Here is a 16,228-nt window from a genome sequence, read left to right as displayed (position 1 = left end):
GCTTCAGGCATAAGCCGGACGATGTGCAGCGCCGCTCTCGCCGAAATAGCGATGCACCGACAGGTCGTCTGCCTTGATCGCCGGCTGCTTGCCGGACATCACATCGGCGAGCAACTGGCCCGAACCGCACGACATTGTCCAGCCGAGCGTGCCGTGCCCCGTGTTGAGGAACAGGTTCGGCACGGGGGTGCGGCCGACGATCGGCGTGCCGTCCGGCGTCATGGGCCGCAGGCCGGTCCAGAAGCTGGCCTTCGACGTGTCGCCGCCGCCCGGGAACAGGTCGTTCACGCACAGCTCGAGCGTTTCGCGGCGCGCCTGGCGCAACGACTTGTCGAAGCCGACGATTTCAGCCATCCCGCCGACGCGAATCCGGTTGTCGAAGCGCGTAATCGCGATCTTGTAGGTTTCGTCGAGCACCGTGGAAACCGGCGCGGCGGCTTCGTTGACGATGGGCGCCGTGATCGAGTAACCCTTCAGCGGATAGACCGGAATCTTCACGAGGCCGGACAGAAATTTCGTCGAGTAAGAACCGAGTGCGACGACGAACGAATCGGCGCGTACCAATTCCTGGCCGCACTGCACGCCGGCGATGCGGTCGCCGGCCATGGCGAGCGCGTCGATCGGCGTGTTGTAGCGGAATTTGACGCCCATCTGCTCGGCCAGCGCGGCGAGGCGCGTGGTGAACATCTGGCAGTCGCCGGTTTCGTCGCCCGGCAGGCGCAGACCGCCCGTCAGCTTGTGCGAGACCGCGGCGAGCGCCGGTTCGGCCTGAGCCAGTTCCGCCGCCGACAGCAGTTCGAACGGCACGTTGGCCTCGCGCAGCACGGCGATGTCTTTCGCCGCGCCGTCGAATTGCTGCTGCGTGCGGAATACCTGCAGCGTGCCGCCGGTGCGGCCTTCGTAGTGGATGCCGGTTTCGGCGCGCAGCGCTTGCAGACAATCGCGGCTGTATTCGGCGAGGCGGACCATGCGTCCCTTGTTGACCGCATAGCGCGACGCCGTGCAGTTCTGCAGCATCTGCCACATCCATTGCAACTGGAACTGCGTGCCGTCGAGGCGAATGGCGAGCGGCGCGTGTTTCTGGAACATCCACTTGACGGCTTTCAGCGGCACGCCGGGCGCGGCCCACGGCGACGCATAGCCCGGCGAGATCTGGCCGGCGTTGGCGAAACTGGTTTCGAGCGCCGGGCCCGGCTCACGATCGATCACGGTCACTTCATGACCCGCGCGTGCGAGGTAATACGCGCTCGTTACGCCGACGACGCCACTGCCCAAAACGACGATTCGCATAGCTGCTCCAGATGATTCGCAAGATTCGCGGGCGTTGTGCTGTTCAGTTCGCTTCAATCGTTCGATTAACGACGTGAAACGCGGTACGCCCAGTGTTAAGCGCTATACTATTGGCGAGCTTGCAGGTTTTGTTATTGTATTTCTGCGATTTTCAGAATAAACACTATGCGCACCCAACGTCAGCCCGTTCGAACCCTCGATAAGCTCGATCACAAGATTCTTCGGCTGCTGCAGCAGGACGGCCGGATGGCCATGAAAGACCTCGCGGAGCAGGTCGGACTGTCGGTCACGCCGTGCATCGAGCGTGTGAAGCGCATGGAGCGCGACGGCGTGATCACCGGCTACTATGCGCGCGTGAATCCGGCCGAACTGGGCGCGGCGCTGCTGGTGTTCGTCGAAATCACGCTCGACCACAAGAGCGGCAACATGTTCGACCAGTTTCGCCGCGAGGTGCAGAAGATCCCCGAAGTGCTCGAGTGCCATCTCGTGTCGGGAGACTTCGATTACCTGATCAAGGCGCGCATCGGCGAGATGGCCGATTACCGCAAGCTTTTGGGCGACATCCTGCTTCAGCTTCCGGGCGCCGTGCAGTCGAAAAGCTATGTGGTGATGGAAGAGATCAAGGAAACGCTGACCATCCCGGTCGGGGATGAAACCACGCGCTAGCCTCGTTGGAGAGGGCTCGACAAACGGCGTAAACACTGTATATTTATACAGGTGTTTTGCGCCGTTTTGTTTGCCCTGTTCACTTGTCCCAGCCAGCCGTGACCGAGCCCGATTTCCCTTCCGCTGCCGAGTTTCCAATCGCGCCGCCGGTGCCCCGCAAGGGGCGCGGTGCGGTCACGAACGTGCAAGGCCGGTACGAAGTCGACCAGCGGGAAGCGGTGGACGACGGTTGGTTAGCCACGCCGGAAGAAGGTGAAGCGCCGAAGGCGCTGCGCACCCAGGTGTTCGAGGAAAGGGCGAAAAGCATTCTCACGCGTAACGCGTCGCCGGACATTCCGTTTAGCGTGTCGCTGAATCCATACCGCGGTTGCGAGCACGGCTGTATTTATTGTTTTGCGCGGCCCACGCATAGTTATCTCGGCCTCTCGCCGGGGCTCGACTTCGAAAGCCGCATTTATGCGAAGGTGAACGCGCCCGAGCTGCTTGAGCGCGAGCTGTCGAAAAAGTCCTATGAGCCGGAGCCCATTGCGCTTGGCGTCAATACCGACGCGTGGCAGCCTGCAGAACGCGAGTGGCGGCTCACACGGCGCGTCGTCGAGATTCTGAGCGAGCGTAATCATCCCTTTGCGGCTATTACGAAGTCGTCGCTGATCGAGCGGGACCTGGATCTGCTTGCGCCCATGGCGGCTCGCGGCCAATTCATGGCGGCCATTACTATCACGACGCTCGACGCCGACATTGCGCGCACGCTCGAACCGCGCGCGGCTACGCCGTCGCGGCGCTTGCGCACGATCCGCACGCTGAGCGAAGCGGGCATTCCGGTCGGGGTGAGCATTGCGCCGGTGATTCCGTTTGTCACGGAGCCGGACATGGAGCGCGTGCTCGAAGCGTGTGCGGAAGCCGGCGCCAGCAACGCGAGCTATATCGTGCTGCGCCTGCCGTGGGAAGTTGCGCCGCTGTTCAAAGACTGGCTCGCCGCGCATTTTCCCGATCGCGCCGAACGGGTCATGGCGCGTGTGCGCGATATGCGGGGCGGCAAGGACTACGACTCGTCTTTCTCCACCCGAATGAAGGGGGAAGGCTTGTGGGCCGATCTGCTCAAGCAGCGATTCCACAAGGCGGTGCGCCGTCTAGGGCTGAATCAGCGCGACCGCGGCATTCTGGATATGTCGCACTTCAAGCGTCATGAGGTGCCGCGGAGCCAGGCGGCGAGTGGCGATAATCCGCAGCTCGATCTTTTTTAGCCGATGGTGCGTGTAGTGCGCGTGGTCCTTCTGCTATTGCGACAGCGCCTTCGCCGCCTGGACTTGTCCTTCGAAGTAGGTCTGGAAGGAAATGGCGAGACCGGTCATCAACAGAAACGCGCCGATCAGCAGCGAAAAGATCACCACGAAGATCACGGTCCACCCCGAGCGGCTTTGTCGCTGCGTGTGCGCATTGAATTGCCGGTCCCACTTTTCGTCCGGGCGCAGACCATAGACGATCGCGGCGAGAAACGCGGCCAGAAGCGAAACGGCGCCGGGGAATGCGAGCACCCAGCCGAGTATCGAAGAGCGTTCGCTCGCTACCAGCAACATCGCGCCGGGAATGCCGATTACGGTGCCAAGCACGTGGGCCCAGCCGTAGACGTCGCGCGGACCGCACAGATAAAAGCGATGCGCGCCGAGGCTGCCCAGGAAAAACGCCAGCGCGGCGGTAATCGTTTTGGATCGGAAGTAAGTCGAGGTCGAAGCAGACGTGGACATGTGGGCGTGGGTAGCGTGATGGGCAGCGCGAACTGACGGGCAAAGACGGCAGCGCGGACTGATGGTCGAAAGCTGTGGTGCAAATGAGCGGTGTATTGTTGGCCGCGAACCGTCGCGCATTCTACGCCGCCGGCGCGCGACCGGTCACCTGGCGTAGAGCCTCAGGCGGCGGGGCGGCTGGCAAGGCGGGGGCGTTGCCGTGTTCTTCGGCGGCGGTTGCGGGTGCGCATCGCCGAGGGCTTCAGCGTTGGCGTTGGCGTCGACATCGGCAGCGACCACCGTTGCGGCATCGCCGGCTTCACACCGGCAGTGCACGCCTAGGCCTATACGTCTTAGCTTGCCCCGGGCACATCCGTCCGCGTGACGTCCCGGACCGCGACCACAAGCCCCGAGCCGCCCGGCACCAGGGTAGCCGCTCAAGGCACCGAGTACGTGACGCGGTAAATGGCGCCGGCGTAGTCGTCGCTGATCAGCAGCGACCCGTCTGGCAGCGGCAACACGTCGGCGGGGCGGCCCCACACGGTTTCTCCCGGCTGAAGCCATCCCTCGGCGAAAACCTCCTGCCGCACGTGGCTGCCGTCCGGCTCCGTCACGACTCTTACCACGCGGTAGCCGGACTTCTTACTGCGGTTCCAGGAACCGTGCTCGGCAATGAAAATGTTGTGGCGGTAGTCGGCCGGGAACATCGAGCCGCTATAAAAGCGCATGCCGAGCGCGGCGACATGCGCGCCCAATTTGACGACCGGTGGCGTGAATGCGCTGCACGGATGGCCCGCGCCGAATTGCGGGTCGGCTACCGCGTCGGCGTGACAGTACGGAAAGCCGAAATCGAGACCGGCGCGCGGGGCGCGGTTGAGTTCGTCGTCGGGTACGTCGTCGCCTAGCAGATCGCGGCCGTTGTCGGTGAACCAGAGTTCGTGCGTCGCCGGATGCCATGCGAAGCCGACGGAGTCGCGTATGCCGCGCGCGACCACCTCGTAATGGCTGCCGTCGGGGTCCATGCGGCCGATCATCGCGTAGCGGTCGCGATCTTTCAGGCAGACGTTGCAGGGTGCGCCTTGCGGGACGTAAAGCTTGCCGTCCGGGCCGAAAGCAATGAATTTCGCCCCGTGATGAGTCTCGGCGGGCAATTTGTCCGTAACGACCGCCGGCTGCGGCGGCGCGCTCAGGCGCGTGTCGATCAAATCGAAGCGTAAAATTCGCGACACCGCCGAAACGTACAACGCGCCGTCGTGCCAGGCGACGCCGACGGGGGCCTCGAGACCCGTGGCCACGATATGTCGGGCGGCGACTCGCGCACCTTGCAGTTCGAGCGCATAGACGTGGCCGTCGAGGCTGCCTATATAGAGAATGCCCTTTGGCGACAAAGCCATCGCGCGTGCGCTCGGTACTGCGTCCGACAAGACTTCGATATGAAAGCCCGGCGGCAGTTTGATGCGCTCCACAGGCGGCGCGGCCAGGGCGCTGCACGCGACGACGGCCAGCAACGCGCCCACCGCGCTGCCAAAACCGCGGAAACCACGAAAACCGCGCGGACGGCAAACGGATGCAGGCCGGCGGGCGGAAAGGATGCGAAACAGCGCGGTTTGCAGCAGAGATTTCACAGGCATTCCGTCAGGTCCTCCATGTGTTTGCGCCAGCTTGCGCGCCCGCGCTGTCGGGGCGGCGCACCCCGATTGCTCAGTTTATCCGGGTAAGTGTTTGTTATGGCGTCGGTTTCCCGCTATAATCGCGTGTTTCAGTCGTTCCGAACCCCGGTTTTCAAGGATTCTAGTATGGTCATCATCCGCTTGGCTCGTGGCGGCTCCAAGAAGCGCCCGTTCTACAACATCGTCGCAACCGACTCGCGTAACCGTCGTGACGGCCGCTTCATCGAGCGCGTTGGCTTCTACAACCCGGTCGCTACGAAGGGCGAATCGCTGCGTATCGCTCAAGATCGCCTGACGTATTGGCAAGGCGTTGGCGCACAACTGTCGCCGACCGTCGAGCGTCTCGTGAAAGAAGCGCAAAAGGCGCAGCCGGCTGCTTAATGGTAGCTCGCATGCGTATCGTCGTCGGTTTGGCCGGCGGCTCGCGCGACCCGCGTGAGCAGTCCGATGCGCAAAATGTTTTGCCGAAACAGGCGTCGAAGTTCGCAGCAAGGCTCAATCTGAGGTCCCGTCATGTCTGAGCGTGATTCCGGCAGTTCAGGTCGCGTAAAGGCAGCGGAAGCGGCTACACAGGCCGCTAAAGAGGCGAGCCCGCGCGCAAAGACGCCTGCTCAGGCGCCGTTCGGTGCATTCGTCCGCAAGTCGGGCGAGCGGGCCGGAGGCAAGGCGAAAGCCAATGTTGAAAACACCGGTTCCGAGGCAGCAGCAATGCGCGCGGAAACGGCGGCGAGCTGGCCGGCTGACGCGGTCGAAGTCGGTGCAATCGTCGACGCTTACGGCCTCAAAGGCTGGGTCAAGGTGGCCGCGCATGCGGACGCCGGGCATGGCGGCGACGCTTTGCTGAGCGCCGAGCGCTGGTGGCTCATGAAAGGCCGCGAGCGCCAGTCGGCGCCGTCGCTGCAAGCCAAAACGCATAGCGACAGTGTCGTAGCCCTTCTGGGCGGCGTCGCTGACCGCGACGCGGCGCTGGCGCTGCGCGGCTCGCGCGTCTACGTGAGCCGCAGCGAATTTCCGGCGCTTGAAGCCGACGAATTCTACTGGGTCGACCTGCTCGGCCTGGACGTGGTGAACCTTGCCGGTGTCAACCTGGGCAAGGTTGCAGACATGATCGACAACGGTGCGCATTCGGTGCTGCGCATCGAATACGCAGCGGCCGACAAAACCGGCAAGCCGGTCAAGGCAGAGCGCTTGATCCCGTTCGTCGGCGTGTTTGTCAAAACGGTGGACCAGGCGGCGAAGCAGATCATCGTCGACTGGGAAGCCGATTATTGATAGTTCAGCAAATCGAGTTCGCTACAACGGAGAGAGCGATGCAGTTCGATGTCGTCACGCTCTTTCCCGAAATGTTTCGCGCGCTGACCGACTGGGGCATTACCAGCCGGGCAGCAAAGCAGCAGCGCTATGGGTTGCGTACGTGGAATCCGCGTGATTTCACCACGGACAACTACCGCACAATCGACGATCGCCCGTACGGCGGCGGCCCCGGCATGGTCATGCTGGCCAAGCCGCTGGAAGACGCGATCGGTGCAGCGAAGGCTGCGCAGGCGGAGCAGGGCATCGGCGCCCCGCGTGTCGTGATGATGTCGCCGCAAGGCGCCACGCTGAATCACGAACGTGTGATGAAGTTCGCCGCCCGGCCTGGTTTGATTCTGCTGTGCGGCCGCTACGAGGCGATCGACCAGCGTTTGCTCGACCGGGTTGTCGACGAAGAAATCAGTCTCGGCGACTTCGTGCTGTCGGGCGGCGAGTTGCCCGCCATGGCGTTGATGGATGCAGTCGTGCGCCAGTTGCCCGGCGTGCTCAATGATTCGCAGTCGGCGGTGCAGGACAGTTTTGTCGATGTGCTGCTCGATTGTCCGCACTACACGCGGCCTGAGGAATACCACGGCGTGCGTGTGCCCGATGTGCTGCTCGGCGGCCATCATGCGGAGATCGAAGCGTGGCGTCGGCGGGAAGCTTTGCGCAATACGTGGCACAAGCGGCCCGATTTGATCGTCAAGGCCAGAAAGAACAAGATGTTGAGCCGTGCCGACGAGGCATGGCTTGCAAGTCTCGCGAAGGAAGAGCCGAAGGCGTAAAGCCCCGGCCTTTCGAGCGGACACCAGGCGGCGCCGCACATGCGTGTTCGGCGCCTGATGTGAACCCATCCTCTATCGGGGCCGTAGCCGCGCATATTGATGCAAGGCAGGTACGAACGCCGACAAGATGGACTTAGGAGTCAGTGATGAATCTGATTGCAAAACTCGAGCAGGAAGAAATCGCGCGCGCCCTCGGCGAGAAGACCATTCCCGAATTCGCTCCCGGCGATACGGTGATTGTCAGCGTGAACGTGGTTGAAGGTACGCGTAAGCGTGTCCAGGCATACGAAGGCGTCGTGATCGCCAAGCGTAACCGTGGTCTGAATTCGTCGTTCATCGTCCGCAAGATTTCGTCGGGCGAAGGCGTCGAGCGTACGTTCCAGACGTACTCGCCGCTGTTGGCAAGCATCGTCGTCAAGCGTCGTGGCGATGTGCGTCGTGCAAAGCTGTACTACCTGCGCGAGCGTTCGGGCAAGTCGGCTCGAATCAAGGAAAAGCTGGTCTCGAAAGACCGCGCTGCTTCGCAAGCGTAACTGCTGTAAGAAAAAGCACCCCTCGCGGGTGCTTTTTTGTTTGCCAGGTCAAAATAGCGGCATCGCGTCCATCCGCTCATTCGAGAGATCCGTTGATCCGCCCCGTCTTTGAACCTGAAGCCCTGCCCATCGAGGCAACGGGCGCCCACTTGCCGCCAGTCGCCGCGGAGCGTCTTACGCCCGACGGCGTTCGAACGCGCTTCAAGCAGCATCTTTCCTGGACACCCGAGCCGATTATCGAGGCGCCGTGGCGCGACATTCACACCGACCCGCGTGTCGCCTCCGTGCTGGTGCCGCTCGTGATCCGCGCGAATGGACTCACGGTGTTGCTGACGCAGCGTGCCGATCATCTCAACGACCATGCCGGTCAAGTCAGCTTTCCGGGCGGACGTCAGGAGCCTTTCGATGCCGACGCCACCGCGACCGCCTTGCGTGAAGCGCAAGAGGAAGTGGGCCTCGCGCCTTCGCGCGTCGAGGTGCTCGGCGCGTTGCCCGACTATCTGACGGGCACCGGTTTTCGCGTCACGCCGGTGATTGGCCTCGTGCACCCGCCGTTCGCGTTGAAAGCGGACGCGCTCGAGGTCGCGGAGGTCTTTGAAGTGCCGCTCCCGTTTCTGATGAACCCGGCGCATCACGAAGAACGCGTCTTCCGCTATGAAGGCGGCGAGCGCCGCTTCTTCGCGATGCCGTACCCGCGCGGCGCATCGCTCGAAGCAGCCGAACAGGGTGTCGGCGGAACGGGTAGCCACTACTTCATCTGGGGCGCGACAGCGGCGATGCTGCGCAATTTCTATCGCTTTCTGGCGGCTTGACGGGTGTTCTTATGTGCGGACGTTGGGTGTTTGGCAACGTCCCGCTCAGTGGCATCCGACCCTGTGCTATCGTTATGAACCAATCGTAAAACTCGAAAAGCACGGCGCATCGCATGACTTTTTTTTCCGTATTGCTGGCTCTGATCATTGAACAGGTGCGCGCACTGTCGCCGAACAATCCGGTATCCGCGCTGCTTCAATACCATGCGGAGTCGGCGGCGCACGGATTCGATGCGGGCAAGCCCAAGCATGGTCTGCTTGCATGGCTCGTCGTCGTGGTGCCGTGGACGCTGGCCGTCGCGCTCGTCTACTACGTTCTGTACAACATTCACTTCGTGCTGGCGTTTCTGTGGAATGTCGCGGTGCTGTACTTCACGCTAGGCTTCCGCCAGTTCAGCCATTACTTTACCGACATCCATCTCGCGCTCAATAACGACGACGTGCCGCGCGCGCGCGAAATTCTCAACGAATGGACCGGCCTCGACACGCTCGACATGCCGGTCAGCGAGATCGTGCGTCATACGCTGATTCACGCGGTGGTCGCGTCGCATCGCCATGTTTTCGGCGTGTTCTTCTGGTTTCTGATTCCGGTTGGGCCGGCCGGCGCTGTGCTGTATCGGATCGCCGAGTATCTGTCGCGCACGTGGGCGCGGCCGGTGGACGATCGTACCGTCGCGTTTTCGAGCTTCGCGCAGCGCGCGTTCTTCGTGATCGACTGGATTCCGGCGCGGCTCACGTCGCTCGGCTTTGCCATTGTCGGCAATTTCGAAGATGCGATTTACGCGTGGCGCAACCACGCGCGCCAGTGGCCGGATGCGAACGACGGCGTGCTGCTCGCCGCGGGCAGCGGAGCGCTTGGCGCGCGTCTGAGCGGGCCGCTTGCCGAGCCGTCGAGTCTTGATGCACTCGCTACCGGCGACGGCGGTCCGATGCAGGTCGGTGACGACTGCACGCCGCGCACGTTGCAATCGGCGGTCGGACTTGTCTGGCGCGCGGTCGTGCTGTGGATGATTCTGTTGCTGATGCTCACCATCGCCGTGTGGCTGGCTTGAGGCAACACACGTGATGTGCGTAAAAAAACGGGCAATCGCCCGTTTTTTTACGACCTCGATCTCGCAGCCCGCGCCAGACCCGTTCACCCATCCAAAGGATCGCGCGCCGTCCCGCACTGCCAGCATACGGTGAACTGCGCTTCGAGCTTTTCGCCGCATTGCCGGCATTGCCAGCCGGGCGCACCTGCGGCCGGACCTCGCGACGCCGCATCGATCAGACGTCGCGCCACGGCCTCGTCGCGATCGTCCACGAGCCACAATTCGGGCGCGCACTGATCCGCGGGAATGTCGCCGAGCGCGCCGTTCAGATAGCGGTTATGCAGCTCGCACGCGATGCCGGCCGCCGCCAGCACATTGATCCAATGCTGTCCGATGATGAGATTCGGCGCGCGCATCAGCTTCATGTCAGCGCACGATCTGGCTGGCTTCATGCACGAGTTGCGCGTACAGCGCATGCCGTTCGCGACGGATGCGGCCGTCCGCGACTGCTTCGAGGATCGCGCAGCCCGGCTCGTGCAAGTGGTGACAATTGTAGAAGCGGCAGTTAGGCAAGAGAGGCCGGAACTCCGGGAACGCGCGCTCGAGCCGGCCTTCGGTCAAATGATGGAGGCCGAATTCCTGGAAGCCAGGCGAGTCGATCAGCGCACCGTTCCCGCCGTTCCCCCCATTACCCGGCACCGCGCCCGGCAGCGGATAAAGCCGCGTGAACGTCGTCGTATGGCGCCCGCTGTTCAACGCGGTCGAAATCTCGCGCGTGGCGACTTCGGCGTTTGGAATCAGCAGGTTCACGAGCGTCGACTTGCCCATCCCCGACTGGCCGAGCAAGAGCGTCGAGTGGCCGTGCAAATGGTCGATCAACGTCGCGCGGGCGTCGTCGGGTTGCGTCTTGATCGACACTTCCAGGACCGTATAGCCGAGTGCGCGATAGGGCTCGAGCCGCTTGCGGGCGCCGTCGAGCGAATCGGTCACGTCGATCTTGTTCAGCACGATCAGCGGCTTGAGTTCGTTGGCCTCGGCGGCGACGAGCGCGCGCCCGAGCAGGTCTTCGCTGAAGTGCGGTTCGGTCGCGAGCACGATCAGCAACTGGTCGAGGTTCGCAGCGAAGAGCTTCGACTTGTACTGATCCGAGCGATACAGCAGATTGCGTCGCTCGCCGATTTCGACGATCACGCCCTGGTCCGCGGACGTCGGCTCGTAAATCACGCGATCGCCCACCGCCACCTCACTGCGCTTGCCGCGCGGGAAGCATTGCAGCAGCGCGCCGCCGTCTTCGGGCGCGACCAGATAGTGGCGGCCATGCGCGGCCACCACGAGGCCGCCTACGCGCGTGCTGGACGTTGCGCGCGGCGCTTTCGGAGAGCGGCCGCTCATGCGTGCCGCAACAGTCGGTCGATCCGCTGCGAAGCCGGCGGATGCGAGTAATAGAACGCGGTGTAGAGCGGATCGGGCGTCAACGTGGACGCATTGTCTTCGTACAGCTTGACGAGCGCGTTGACGAGGTCTTGCGCATCCGTTTGCGTGGCGGCGAACGCGTCGGCCTCGAACTCGTGTTTGCGAGAAGTCAGGCTGCCAAGCGGCGTGACGAAGAATACGAACACCGGCAGCGCGAGGAAGAACAGCACGAGCGCAAGACCGCTATTGCCGCCGATGAGCGACGGCCTCACGCCCAGTCCTTCATAGAACCAGACCTGCTGCGTGAGCCAGCCGAGCAGCGCGAGCATCGCGAGGCTGATCGCGAACGTGACGAGCATCCGCTTGATCACGTGACGACGCTTGAAATGGCCGAGCTCGTGCGCGAGCACGGCCTCGATCTCGCTGCCCGACAGGCGCGCGAGCAGCGTGTCGAAAAACACGATGCGCTTGGCCGCGCCGAAGCCCGTGAAGTACGCATTGCCGTGCGCCGAGCGGCGGCTGCCGTCCATCACGAAGAGGCCCTTGGCCGCGAAGCCGCAGCGCTTCATCAGCGCTTCGATGCGGCTTTTCAGCGCTTCGTCCTTGAGCGGCTCGAACTTGTTGAAAAGCGGCGCGATAAACGACGGATACAGCACCAGCACGAGCATCTGAAAGACGACCCAGACGATCCACGTCCACAGCCACCAGAAGCTGCCCGCCTGGTTCATCAGCCACAGCACGACAAAGAGCAGCGGCAGGCCGAACGCGGCGCCGAGCAGCACGCCCTTCAGACGGTCGACGACGAAAATCCGCTTGCTCATCCGGTTAAAGCCGAAGCGTTGCTCGATCACGAACTGACGGTAGTAGTCGAATGGCAGATCGATCGCGCTGGTGATCGCGATCACTGCCGCGACGAGTGCAATCTGGCCGATATAGCCGCGGCCGAGCCAGTCGGTGATCGCCAGATCGAGCGCCTGCACGCCGCCGAGCAGCGTGAGGCCGATCAGCACCGCCGCGCCGACGACGATCTCGATCATCGTGAGACGCGTGCGCTCGACGGTGTAGTCGGCGGCGCGCTGGTGCGCGGTGAGCGCGATGGTGCCGGCAAACTGGCTCGGCACCTGCTCGCGATGGCGCGCGACGAAGCGGATTTGCCGCGACGCGAGCCACAGCTTGGTGCCGACCATCGCCACGACGGCGACGACGAACAGGACGGTGAAGTACAGGGTAGGCATCCGTGGATTCCGTGGTATCTATGCGAGAATTATATGTTCCTTCCCGCGTCGCAGCGGGGACCGGCTTAAACCATCCATAACCATTTCACACGAACGATCGCCGCGGCGTCCGGGCTTTCACCAAGCTCGCGGCCGGGCCGTCAAGGTTGCCTTCATGACTGACATCCTCCAATCCGCTGCACCAGTGCCGCTCGTGCGCAGCGACATGAACCTCGTCTGGCTGGACATGGAAATGACCGGGCTCGATCCGGACTCCGACCGCATCATCGAAATCGCCGTAGTGGTCACGAATTCGACGCTGGACAGAATGGCCGAAGGTCCGGTTCTCGCGATCCATCAGAGCGACGAGACGCTCGCAAAAATGGACCAGTGGAATCAGAACACGCATGGGCGTTCCGGGTTGATCGACCGTGTGAAGGCGTCCACCGTCGGCGAGATCGAGGCCACCGAACAGATCCGCGCGTTTCTCGCGCAGTACGTGCCGCCCGGCAAATCGCCGATGTGCGGCAACTCGATCTGCCAGGACCGCCGCTTCATGGCGCGCTGGATGCCCGAGCTCGAGACGTTCTTCCACTACCGCAACCTGGACGTGAGCACGCTGAAGGAACTGTGCCGCCGCTGGCAGCCCGCGATCTACAAGGGCTTCCAGAAGCGCGCGATGCACACGGCGCTGGCCGACATCCACGAGTCGATCGACGAACTGAAGTACTACCGCGAACACTTCCTCATTCCGCCGGCGCCCGACGCCTCGATGAACGCCGAATAACCGGCGAGCGGGCGTGAAATAAGTCAGACCGGCCTGGGCGCGCGCACCGCGTTCTTCGGCCGGAACGCTTTCACGACCTCGGCGTTCGTCTCGACATACGGCCCGCCGATCAGGTCGATGCAGTACGGCACCGCGGCGAAAATGCCCGGCACCTTCACCGCGCCTTCTGCATCGCGCAAGCCTTCCAGCGTTTCCTTGATCGACTTCGGCTGGCCCGGCAGATTGACGATCAGCGCCGCGTGGTCCGCCGTTTCGCGGATCACCGCGACTTGGCGCGACAGGATCGCGGTCGGCACGAAATTCAGGCCGATCTGCCGCATCTGCTCGCCGAATCCCGGCATTTCCTTGGTAGCGACGGCAAGCGTCGCCTCGGGCGTCACGTCGCGCCGCGACGGGCCGGTGCCGCCGGTGGTCAGCACGAGGTCGCAGCCGACTTCATCGACGAGTTCCGCGAGCGTGGCGGAGATGGTCGGCGCGTCGTCCTGGATCAGGCGCGTGACGACCTGCCACGGCGAACTCAAGGCCGCGCCGAGCCATTCCTGCAGCGCCGGGATGCCCTTGTCCTCGTACACGCCGGTGGACGCGCGGTCGCTGATCGACACGAGGCCGATCAGGATCTCGTCGGGACGATTGCGCACGAGCTTGTGCTTGCCGGGCGAGTCAGGCGTCGCGGTCGTCATCGGCGTCTTCCTTAGCGTCAGCGTCTGCGTCTGCGGAATCGGTCGCGGCGGCGGGGCCATCCGCGTTCTTGATCCACTGGAACAGCTCGCGGAAATAGCGCGGCGGCTTGTTCTGCTGCGCTTCCTTGCGCGCATTGCGAATCAGCGTGCGGCCTTGCTGCGGATCGGCGTTCGGATGCTGGCGGATGAATTCGGTCAGCGCGGCGTCGTCGGCAAGCAGCTTGTCGCGGGTGCGCTCGATCCAGTGCAGCTTGGCCGTTTCCGCCTTGTTGACGCCGTTATAGGTGTCGAGCGCGGTGCGCAGCGCGGCGGTTTCGTCGTCGAGCAGCGAGCGCATTACGCGGCCGACGTACTGAAGCTGACGGCGCTTGCCTTCGTGGTCGGTGATGCGGCGCGCCTCGCGCACGGCGTCGTCGAGCTTTTCGGGCATCGGCATGCGCTTGAGCGCGTCTTTCGGCAGCGCGATCAGCGCCTCGCCCAGCTCCTGCAGCGCGTGCATTTCGCGCTTCAACTGGGACTTGCTCGGACGGTCGTAGCCGTTCTCGTCGACTTCCGGCTCGGCGGATTCGATGGGTTGAATGCGGGTTTTGCGTGTCATGCCGATATTGTAGCGTGCCGGGCCTTGCAAACCCGCCGCCGCGCCGTATAGAGCGGCGCGCGCGCTGCGAAAAACCGCGCTGCGAATGCCAGGTGCGCGAGCGCTTAGCTTGCTATGATCGCGGGATGCTTCAACGATGCTCATGCGCCCGTCATGCGCAGATTCGGCGCACGCAATCGCGCGGCACGCGAACACGCATGGGCGAACACCCGGGCCGCTCGGCCCCAAAAGGACGGCAACGACAATGGCAGCAGACATGGACGTCAAGCAGCGCTTTTTTCCGCATACCCAGGATGAACTGAAGGAAATCGCCTCGGACATCCTTCGTCACGCGAAGTCGCTCGGCGGTACCGACGCGGCGACCGAAATTTCCGAAGGCGACGGCCTGTCCGTCTCCGTGCGGCGAGGCGAAGTCGAAACGATCGAGCACAACCGCGACAAGATGGTCGGCGTGACGGTGTTCATCGGCAACAAGCGCGGCAACGCGAGCACCTCCGATTTTTCGTCGCAAGCGCTGAAGGACACGGTTGCGGCGGCGTACAACATCGCGCGCTTCACGGCCGAAGACGATTGCGCGGGCCTCGCGGAAGCCGAGCTGCTCGAAACGGAGCCGCGCGATCTCGATCTCTATCACCCGTGGAATCTGTCCGCCGACGAAGCCGTGGAAATCGCCCGTCGCGCGGAAGACGCCGCGTTCGCGACCGATCCGCAGATCAAGAACTCGGAAGGCGCGAGCGTGTCGGCGCAGCACTCGCAGTTCGTGCTCGCCACGTCGCGCGGCTTTCTTGCGGGCTATCCGTACTCGCGGCATTACATTGCGTGCGCGCCGATTGCCGGCAGCGGCCGCAACATGCAGCGCGACGACTGGTACACGTCCACGCGCAGCGCCGAACAGCTTGCCGATCCTGAAGCGGTCGGCCGTTACGCGGCGCAGCGGGCGCTCGCGCGCATCGGCGCGCGCGGTCTGGATACGCGCAAGGTGCCGGTGCTGTTCGAGGCGCCGCTCGCCGCCGGTCTGCTCGGCGCGTTCGTGCAGGCGACGAGCGGCGGCGCGCTGTACCGCAAGACGACGTTTCTCGTCGACAGTCTCGGCAAACCGGTGTTCGCCCCGCATGTGCAGATCGTCGAAGATCCGCATGTGCCGCGCGCGATGGGCAGCGCGCCGTTCGACGAGGAAGGCGTGCGCACGCGGCAGCGCTCGGTCGTGAAAGACGGCGTCGTCGAAGGCTATTTCCTGTCCACTTACTCCGCGCGCAAGCTCGGCATGCAGACCACCGGCAACGCCGGCGGCTCGCACAACCTGTCGCTGCAGAGTTCGAGCACGCGTCCCGAGGACGACTTCGAGGAGATGCTGCGCAAGCTCGGCACCGGCCTTTTGCTGACTGAACTGATGGGGCAGGGCGTGAACTATGTGACGGGCGACTATTCGCGCGGCGCGTCGGGCTTCTGGGTCGAGAACGGCAAGATCCAGTATCCGGTCGAGGAGATCACCGTCGCGAGCACGCTGCAGGAGATGTTCCGCCATATCGTCGCGATCGGCGCGGATACCATCACGCGAGGCACCAAGCAGACCGGCTCGGTGCTGATCGAGCGGATGACGATCGCGGGGCAGTAAGCGGTTTCACTGTTGCGGCGGCGCTCGCTACGGGCGCCGCAAACGAAAACGCCACGCCTGGCTTGCGTGGCGTTTTGCTTTTGACGGCGCGCTTCATGGCGCGCTTCATGGCTCGCT

At 63.6% G+C, this 16,228-nt stretch carries 18 protein-coding genes; 10 read left to right on the top strand and 8 right to left on the bottom strand.

All coding sequences use genetic code 11. The features are described 5' to 3' along the window. Nucleotides 1–3: 3 nt before the first annotated feature. Nucleotides 4–1,347 carry a D-amino acid dehydrogenase gene (locus tag P0D87_RS25890; protein WP_374710139.1) on the bottom strand — a complete coding sequence of 448 codons (1,344 nt, stop codon included), beginning with the start codon at nt 1,345–1,347 and terminating at the stop codon, nt 4–6. Nucleotides 1,348–1,455: 108 nt separating this feature from the next. Between P0D87_RS25890 and P0D87_RS25885 the strand changes: the two genes are divergently transcribed. Continuing rightward, nucleotides 1,456–1,956: an Lrp/AsnC ligand binding domain-containing protein gene (locus P0D87_RS25885; protein WP_006050274.1), complete on the top strand. Its 501-nt coding sequence runs from the start codon at nt 1,456–1,458 to the stop codon at nt 1,954–1,956. Between the two features lie 98 nt (nt 1,957–2,054). Further along, nucleotides 2,055–3,200 (top strand): PA0069 family radical SAM protein, encoded by a 1,146-nt coding sequence (locus tag P0D87_RS25880; RefSeq protein ID WP_053858586.1) that lies wholly within the window; start codon nt 2,055–2,057, stop codon nt 3,198–3,200. Nucleotides 3,201–3,233: 33 nt separating this feature from the next. Here P0D87_RS25880 and P0D87_RS25875 read toward each other — a convergent pair whose 3' ends face one another. Both P0D87_RS25875 and P0D87_RS25870 read right to left on the bottom strand, forming a co-directional pair. Beyond that, nucleotides 3,234–3,701, bottom strand: coding sequence for an NINE protein (locus tag P0D87_RS25875; protein ID WP_029967875.1), 468 nt, complete (start codon nt 3,699–3,701; stop codon nt 3,234–3,236). Nucleotides 3,702–4,117: 416 nt separating this feature from the next. Beyond that, entirely contained in the window at nt 4,118–5,305 is a 1,188-nt protein-coding gene (locus P0D87_RS25870; RefSeq protein ID WP_408637077.1) for a PQQ-dependent sugar dehydrogenase, read from the bottom strand. Nucleotides 5,306–5,476: 171 nt separating this feature from the next. On the opposite strand from P0D87_RS25870, the gene rpsP reads away from it, so the two are divergent. The 6 genes from rpsP (at nt 5,477) to P0D87_RS25840 (ending at nt 9,825) form a co-directional block, all read left to right on the top strand. Beyond that, nucleotides 5,477–5,731 carry a 30S ribosomal protein S16 gene (gene rpsP / locus P0D87_RS25865; protein WP_006050280.1) on the top strand — a complete coding sequence of 85 codons (255 nt, stop codon included), beginning with the start codon at nt 5,477–5,479 and terminating at the stop codon, nt 5,729–5,731. Between the two features lie 132 nt (nt 5,732–5,863). Beyond that, nucleotides 5,864–6,622: a ribosome maturation factor RimM gene (gene rimM, locus P0D87_RS25860; RefSeq protein WP_053858584.1), complete on the top strand. Its 759-nt coding sequence runs from the start codon at nt 5,864–5,866 to the stop codon at nt 6,620–6,622. Between the two features lie 38 nt (nt 6,623–6,660). Then, a complete protein-coding gene (trmD, locus tag P0D87_RS25855) occupies nt 6,661–7,428 on the top strand; it encodes a tRNA (guanosine(37)-N1)-methyltransferase TrmD (protein WP_053858583.1) in 768 nt (255 codons plus the stop codon). Between the two features lie 146 nt (nt 7,429–7,574). After that, nucleotides 7,575–7,961 (top strand): 50S ribosomal protein L19, encoded by a 387-nt coding sequence (rplS, locus tag P0D87_RS25850; RefSeq protein WP_029967865.1) that lies wholly within the window; start codon nt 7,575–7,577, stop codon nt 7,959–7,961. A gap of 92 nt (nt 7,962–8,053) precedes the next feature. Beyond that, entirely contained in the window at nt 8,054–8,773 is a 720-nt protein-coding gene (locus P0D87_RS25845; protein WP_053858582.1) for an NUDIX hydrolase, read from the top strand. Nucleotides 8,774–8,886: 113 nt separating this feature from the next. Beyond that, nucleotides 8,887–9,825, top strand: a complete 939-nt coding sequence (locus tag P0D87_RS25840) for a CobD/CbiB family protein (protein ID WP_006052832.1) — start codon at nt 8,887–8,889, stop codon at nt 9,823–9,825. A gap of 83 nt (nt 9,826–9,908) precedes the next feature. On the opposite strand, the gene P0D87_RS25835 is transcribed toward P0D87_RS25840, so the two are convergent. From P0D87_RS25835 to P0D87_RS25825, 3 genes are read right to left on the bottom strand one after another with little or no spacing between them, the layout of a single operon-like run. After that, nucleotides 9,909–10,229: a putative signal transducing protein gene (locus P0D87_RS25835; RefSeq protein ID WP_006052833.1), complete on the bottom strand. Its 321-nt coding sequence runs from the start codon at nt 10,227–10,229 to the stop codon at nt 9,909–9,911. Between the two features lies 1 nt (nt 10,230). Continuing rightward, entirely contained in the window at nt 10,231–11,196 is a 966-nt protein-coding gene (gene rsgA, locus P0D87_RS25830; protein WP_053858581.1) for a ribosome small subunit-dependent GTPase A, read from the bottom strand. Then, complete coding sequence (locus P0D87_RS25825; protein ID WP_053858580.1) at nt 11,193–12,452, bottom strand: M48 family metallopeptidase; 1,260 nt, start codon at nt 12,450–12,452, stop codon at nt 11,193–11,195. Before P0D87_RS25825 ends, rsgA begins: the two co-directional genes overlap by 4 nt. Before the next feature lie 154 nt (nt 12,453–12,606). Between P0D87_RS25825 and orn the strand changes: the two genes are divergently transcribed. Next, complete coding sequence (orn, locus tag P0D87_RS25820) at nt 12,607–13,218, top strand: oligoribonuclease (protein ID WP_053858579.1); 612 nt, start codon at nt 12,607–12,609, stop codon at nt 13,216–13,218. A 23-nt stretch (nt 13,219–13,241) separates the two neighbouring features. Here orn and mog read toward each other — a convergent pair whose 3' ends face one another. Together mog and yjgA are read right to left on the bottom strand one after the other, a co-directional pair. Next, entirely contained in the window at nt 13,242–13,898 is a 657-nt protein-coding gene (gene mog / locus P0D87_RS25815; RefSeq protein WP_053858578.1) for a molybdopterin adenylyltransferase, read from the bottom strand. After that, on the bottom strand, nt 13,879–14,496 hold the full coding sequence (gene yjgA / locus P0D87_RS25810; RefSeq protein ID WP_053859077.1) for a ribosome biogenesis factor YjgA: 618 nt from the start codon (nt 14,494–14,496) through the stop codon (nt 13,879–13,881). The genes mog and yjgA overlap by 20 nt, the downstream gene beginning before the upstream one ends. 244 nt (nt 14,497–14,740) lie before the next feature. Here yjgA and pmbA point away from each other — a divergent pair, with 244 nt between their 5' ends. Beyond that, nucleotides 14,741–16,111 (top strand): metalloprotease PmbA, encoded by a 1,371-nt coding sequence (gene pmbA / locus P0D87_RS25805; RefSeq protein WP_053858577.1) that lies wholly within the window; start codon nt 14,741–14,743, stop codon nt 16,109–16,111. Nucleotides 16,112–16,228: the final 117 nt, after the last annotated feature.

Origin of the sequence: Paraburkholderia sp. RL17-368-BIF-A (assembly GCF_046054045.1) — a bacterium.
In the GTDB taxonomy this organism is placed as follows: Bacteria; Pseudomonadota; Gammaproteobacteria; order Burkholderiales; family Burkholderiaceae; genus Paraburkholderia; species Paraburkholderia graminis.
This window is presented reverse-complemented; position numbering and strand designations above follow the sequence as displayed.

Bases quoted from the DNA above. Each gene is read 5' to 3' on its own strand.
- P0D87_RS25885 (WP_006050274.1), top strand. From the start codon at position 1,456: ATGCGCACCCAACGTCAGCCCGTTCGAACCCTCGATAAGCTCGATCAC.
- P0D87_RS25875 (WP_029967875.1), bottom strand. From the start codon at position 3,701: ATGTCCACGTCTGCTTCGACCTCGACTTACTTCCGATCCAAAACGATT.
- rpsP (WP_006050280.1), top strand. From the start codon at position 5,477: ATGGTCATCATCCGCTTGGCTCGTGGCGGCTCCAAGAAGCGCCCGTTC.
- rimM (WP_053858584.1), top strand. From the start codon at position 5,864: ATGTCTGAGCGTGATTCCGGCAGTTCAGGTCGCGTAAAGGCAGCGGAA.
- trmD (WP_053858583.1), top strand. From the start codon at position 6,661: ATGCAGTTCGATGTCGTCACGCTCTTTCCCGAAATGTTTCGCGCGCTG.
- rplS (WP_029967865.1), top strand. From the start codon at position 7,575: ATGAATCTGATTGCAAAACTCGAGCAGGAAGAAATCGCGCGCGCCCTC.
- P0D87_RS25840 (WP_006052832.1), top strand. From the start codon at position 8,887: ATGACTTTTTTTTCCGTATTGCTGGCTCTGATCATTGAACAGGTGCGC.
- P0D87_RS25835 (WP_006052833.1), bottom strand. From the start codon at position 10,229: ATGAAGCTGATGCGCGCGCCGAATCTCATCATCGGACAGCATTGGATC.
- rsgA (WP_053858581.1), bottom strand. From the start codon at position 11,196: ATGAGCGGCCGCTCTCCGAAAGCGCCGCGCGCAACGTCCAGCACGCGC.
- P0D87_RS25825 (WP_053858580.1), bottom strand. From the start codon at position 12,452: ATGCCTACCCTGTACTTCACCGTCCTGTTCGTCGTCGCCGTCGTGGCG.
- orn (WP_053858579.1), top strand. From the start codon at position 12,607: ATGACTGACATCCTCCAATCCGCTGCACCAGTGCCGCTCGTGCGCAGC.
- mog (WP_053858578.1), bottom strand. From the start codon at position 13,898: ATGACGACCGCGACGCCTGACTCGCCCGGCAAGCACAAGCTCGTGCGC.
- yjgA (WP_053859077.1), bottom strand. From the start codon at position 14,496: ATGACACGCAAAACCCGCATTCAACCCATCGAATCCGCCGAGCCGGAA.
- pmbA (WP_053858577.1), top strand. From the start codon at position 14,741: ATGGCAGCAGACATGGACGTCAAGCAGCGCTTTTTTCCGCATACCCAG.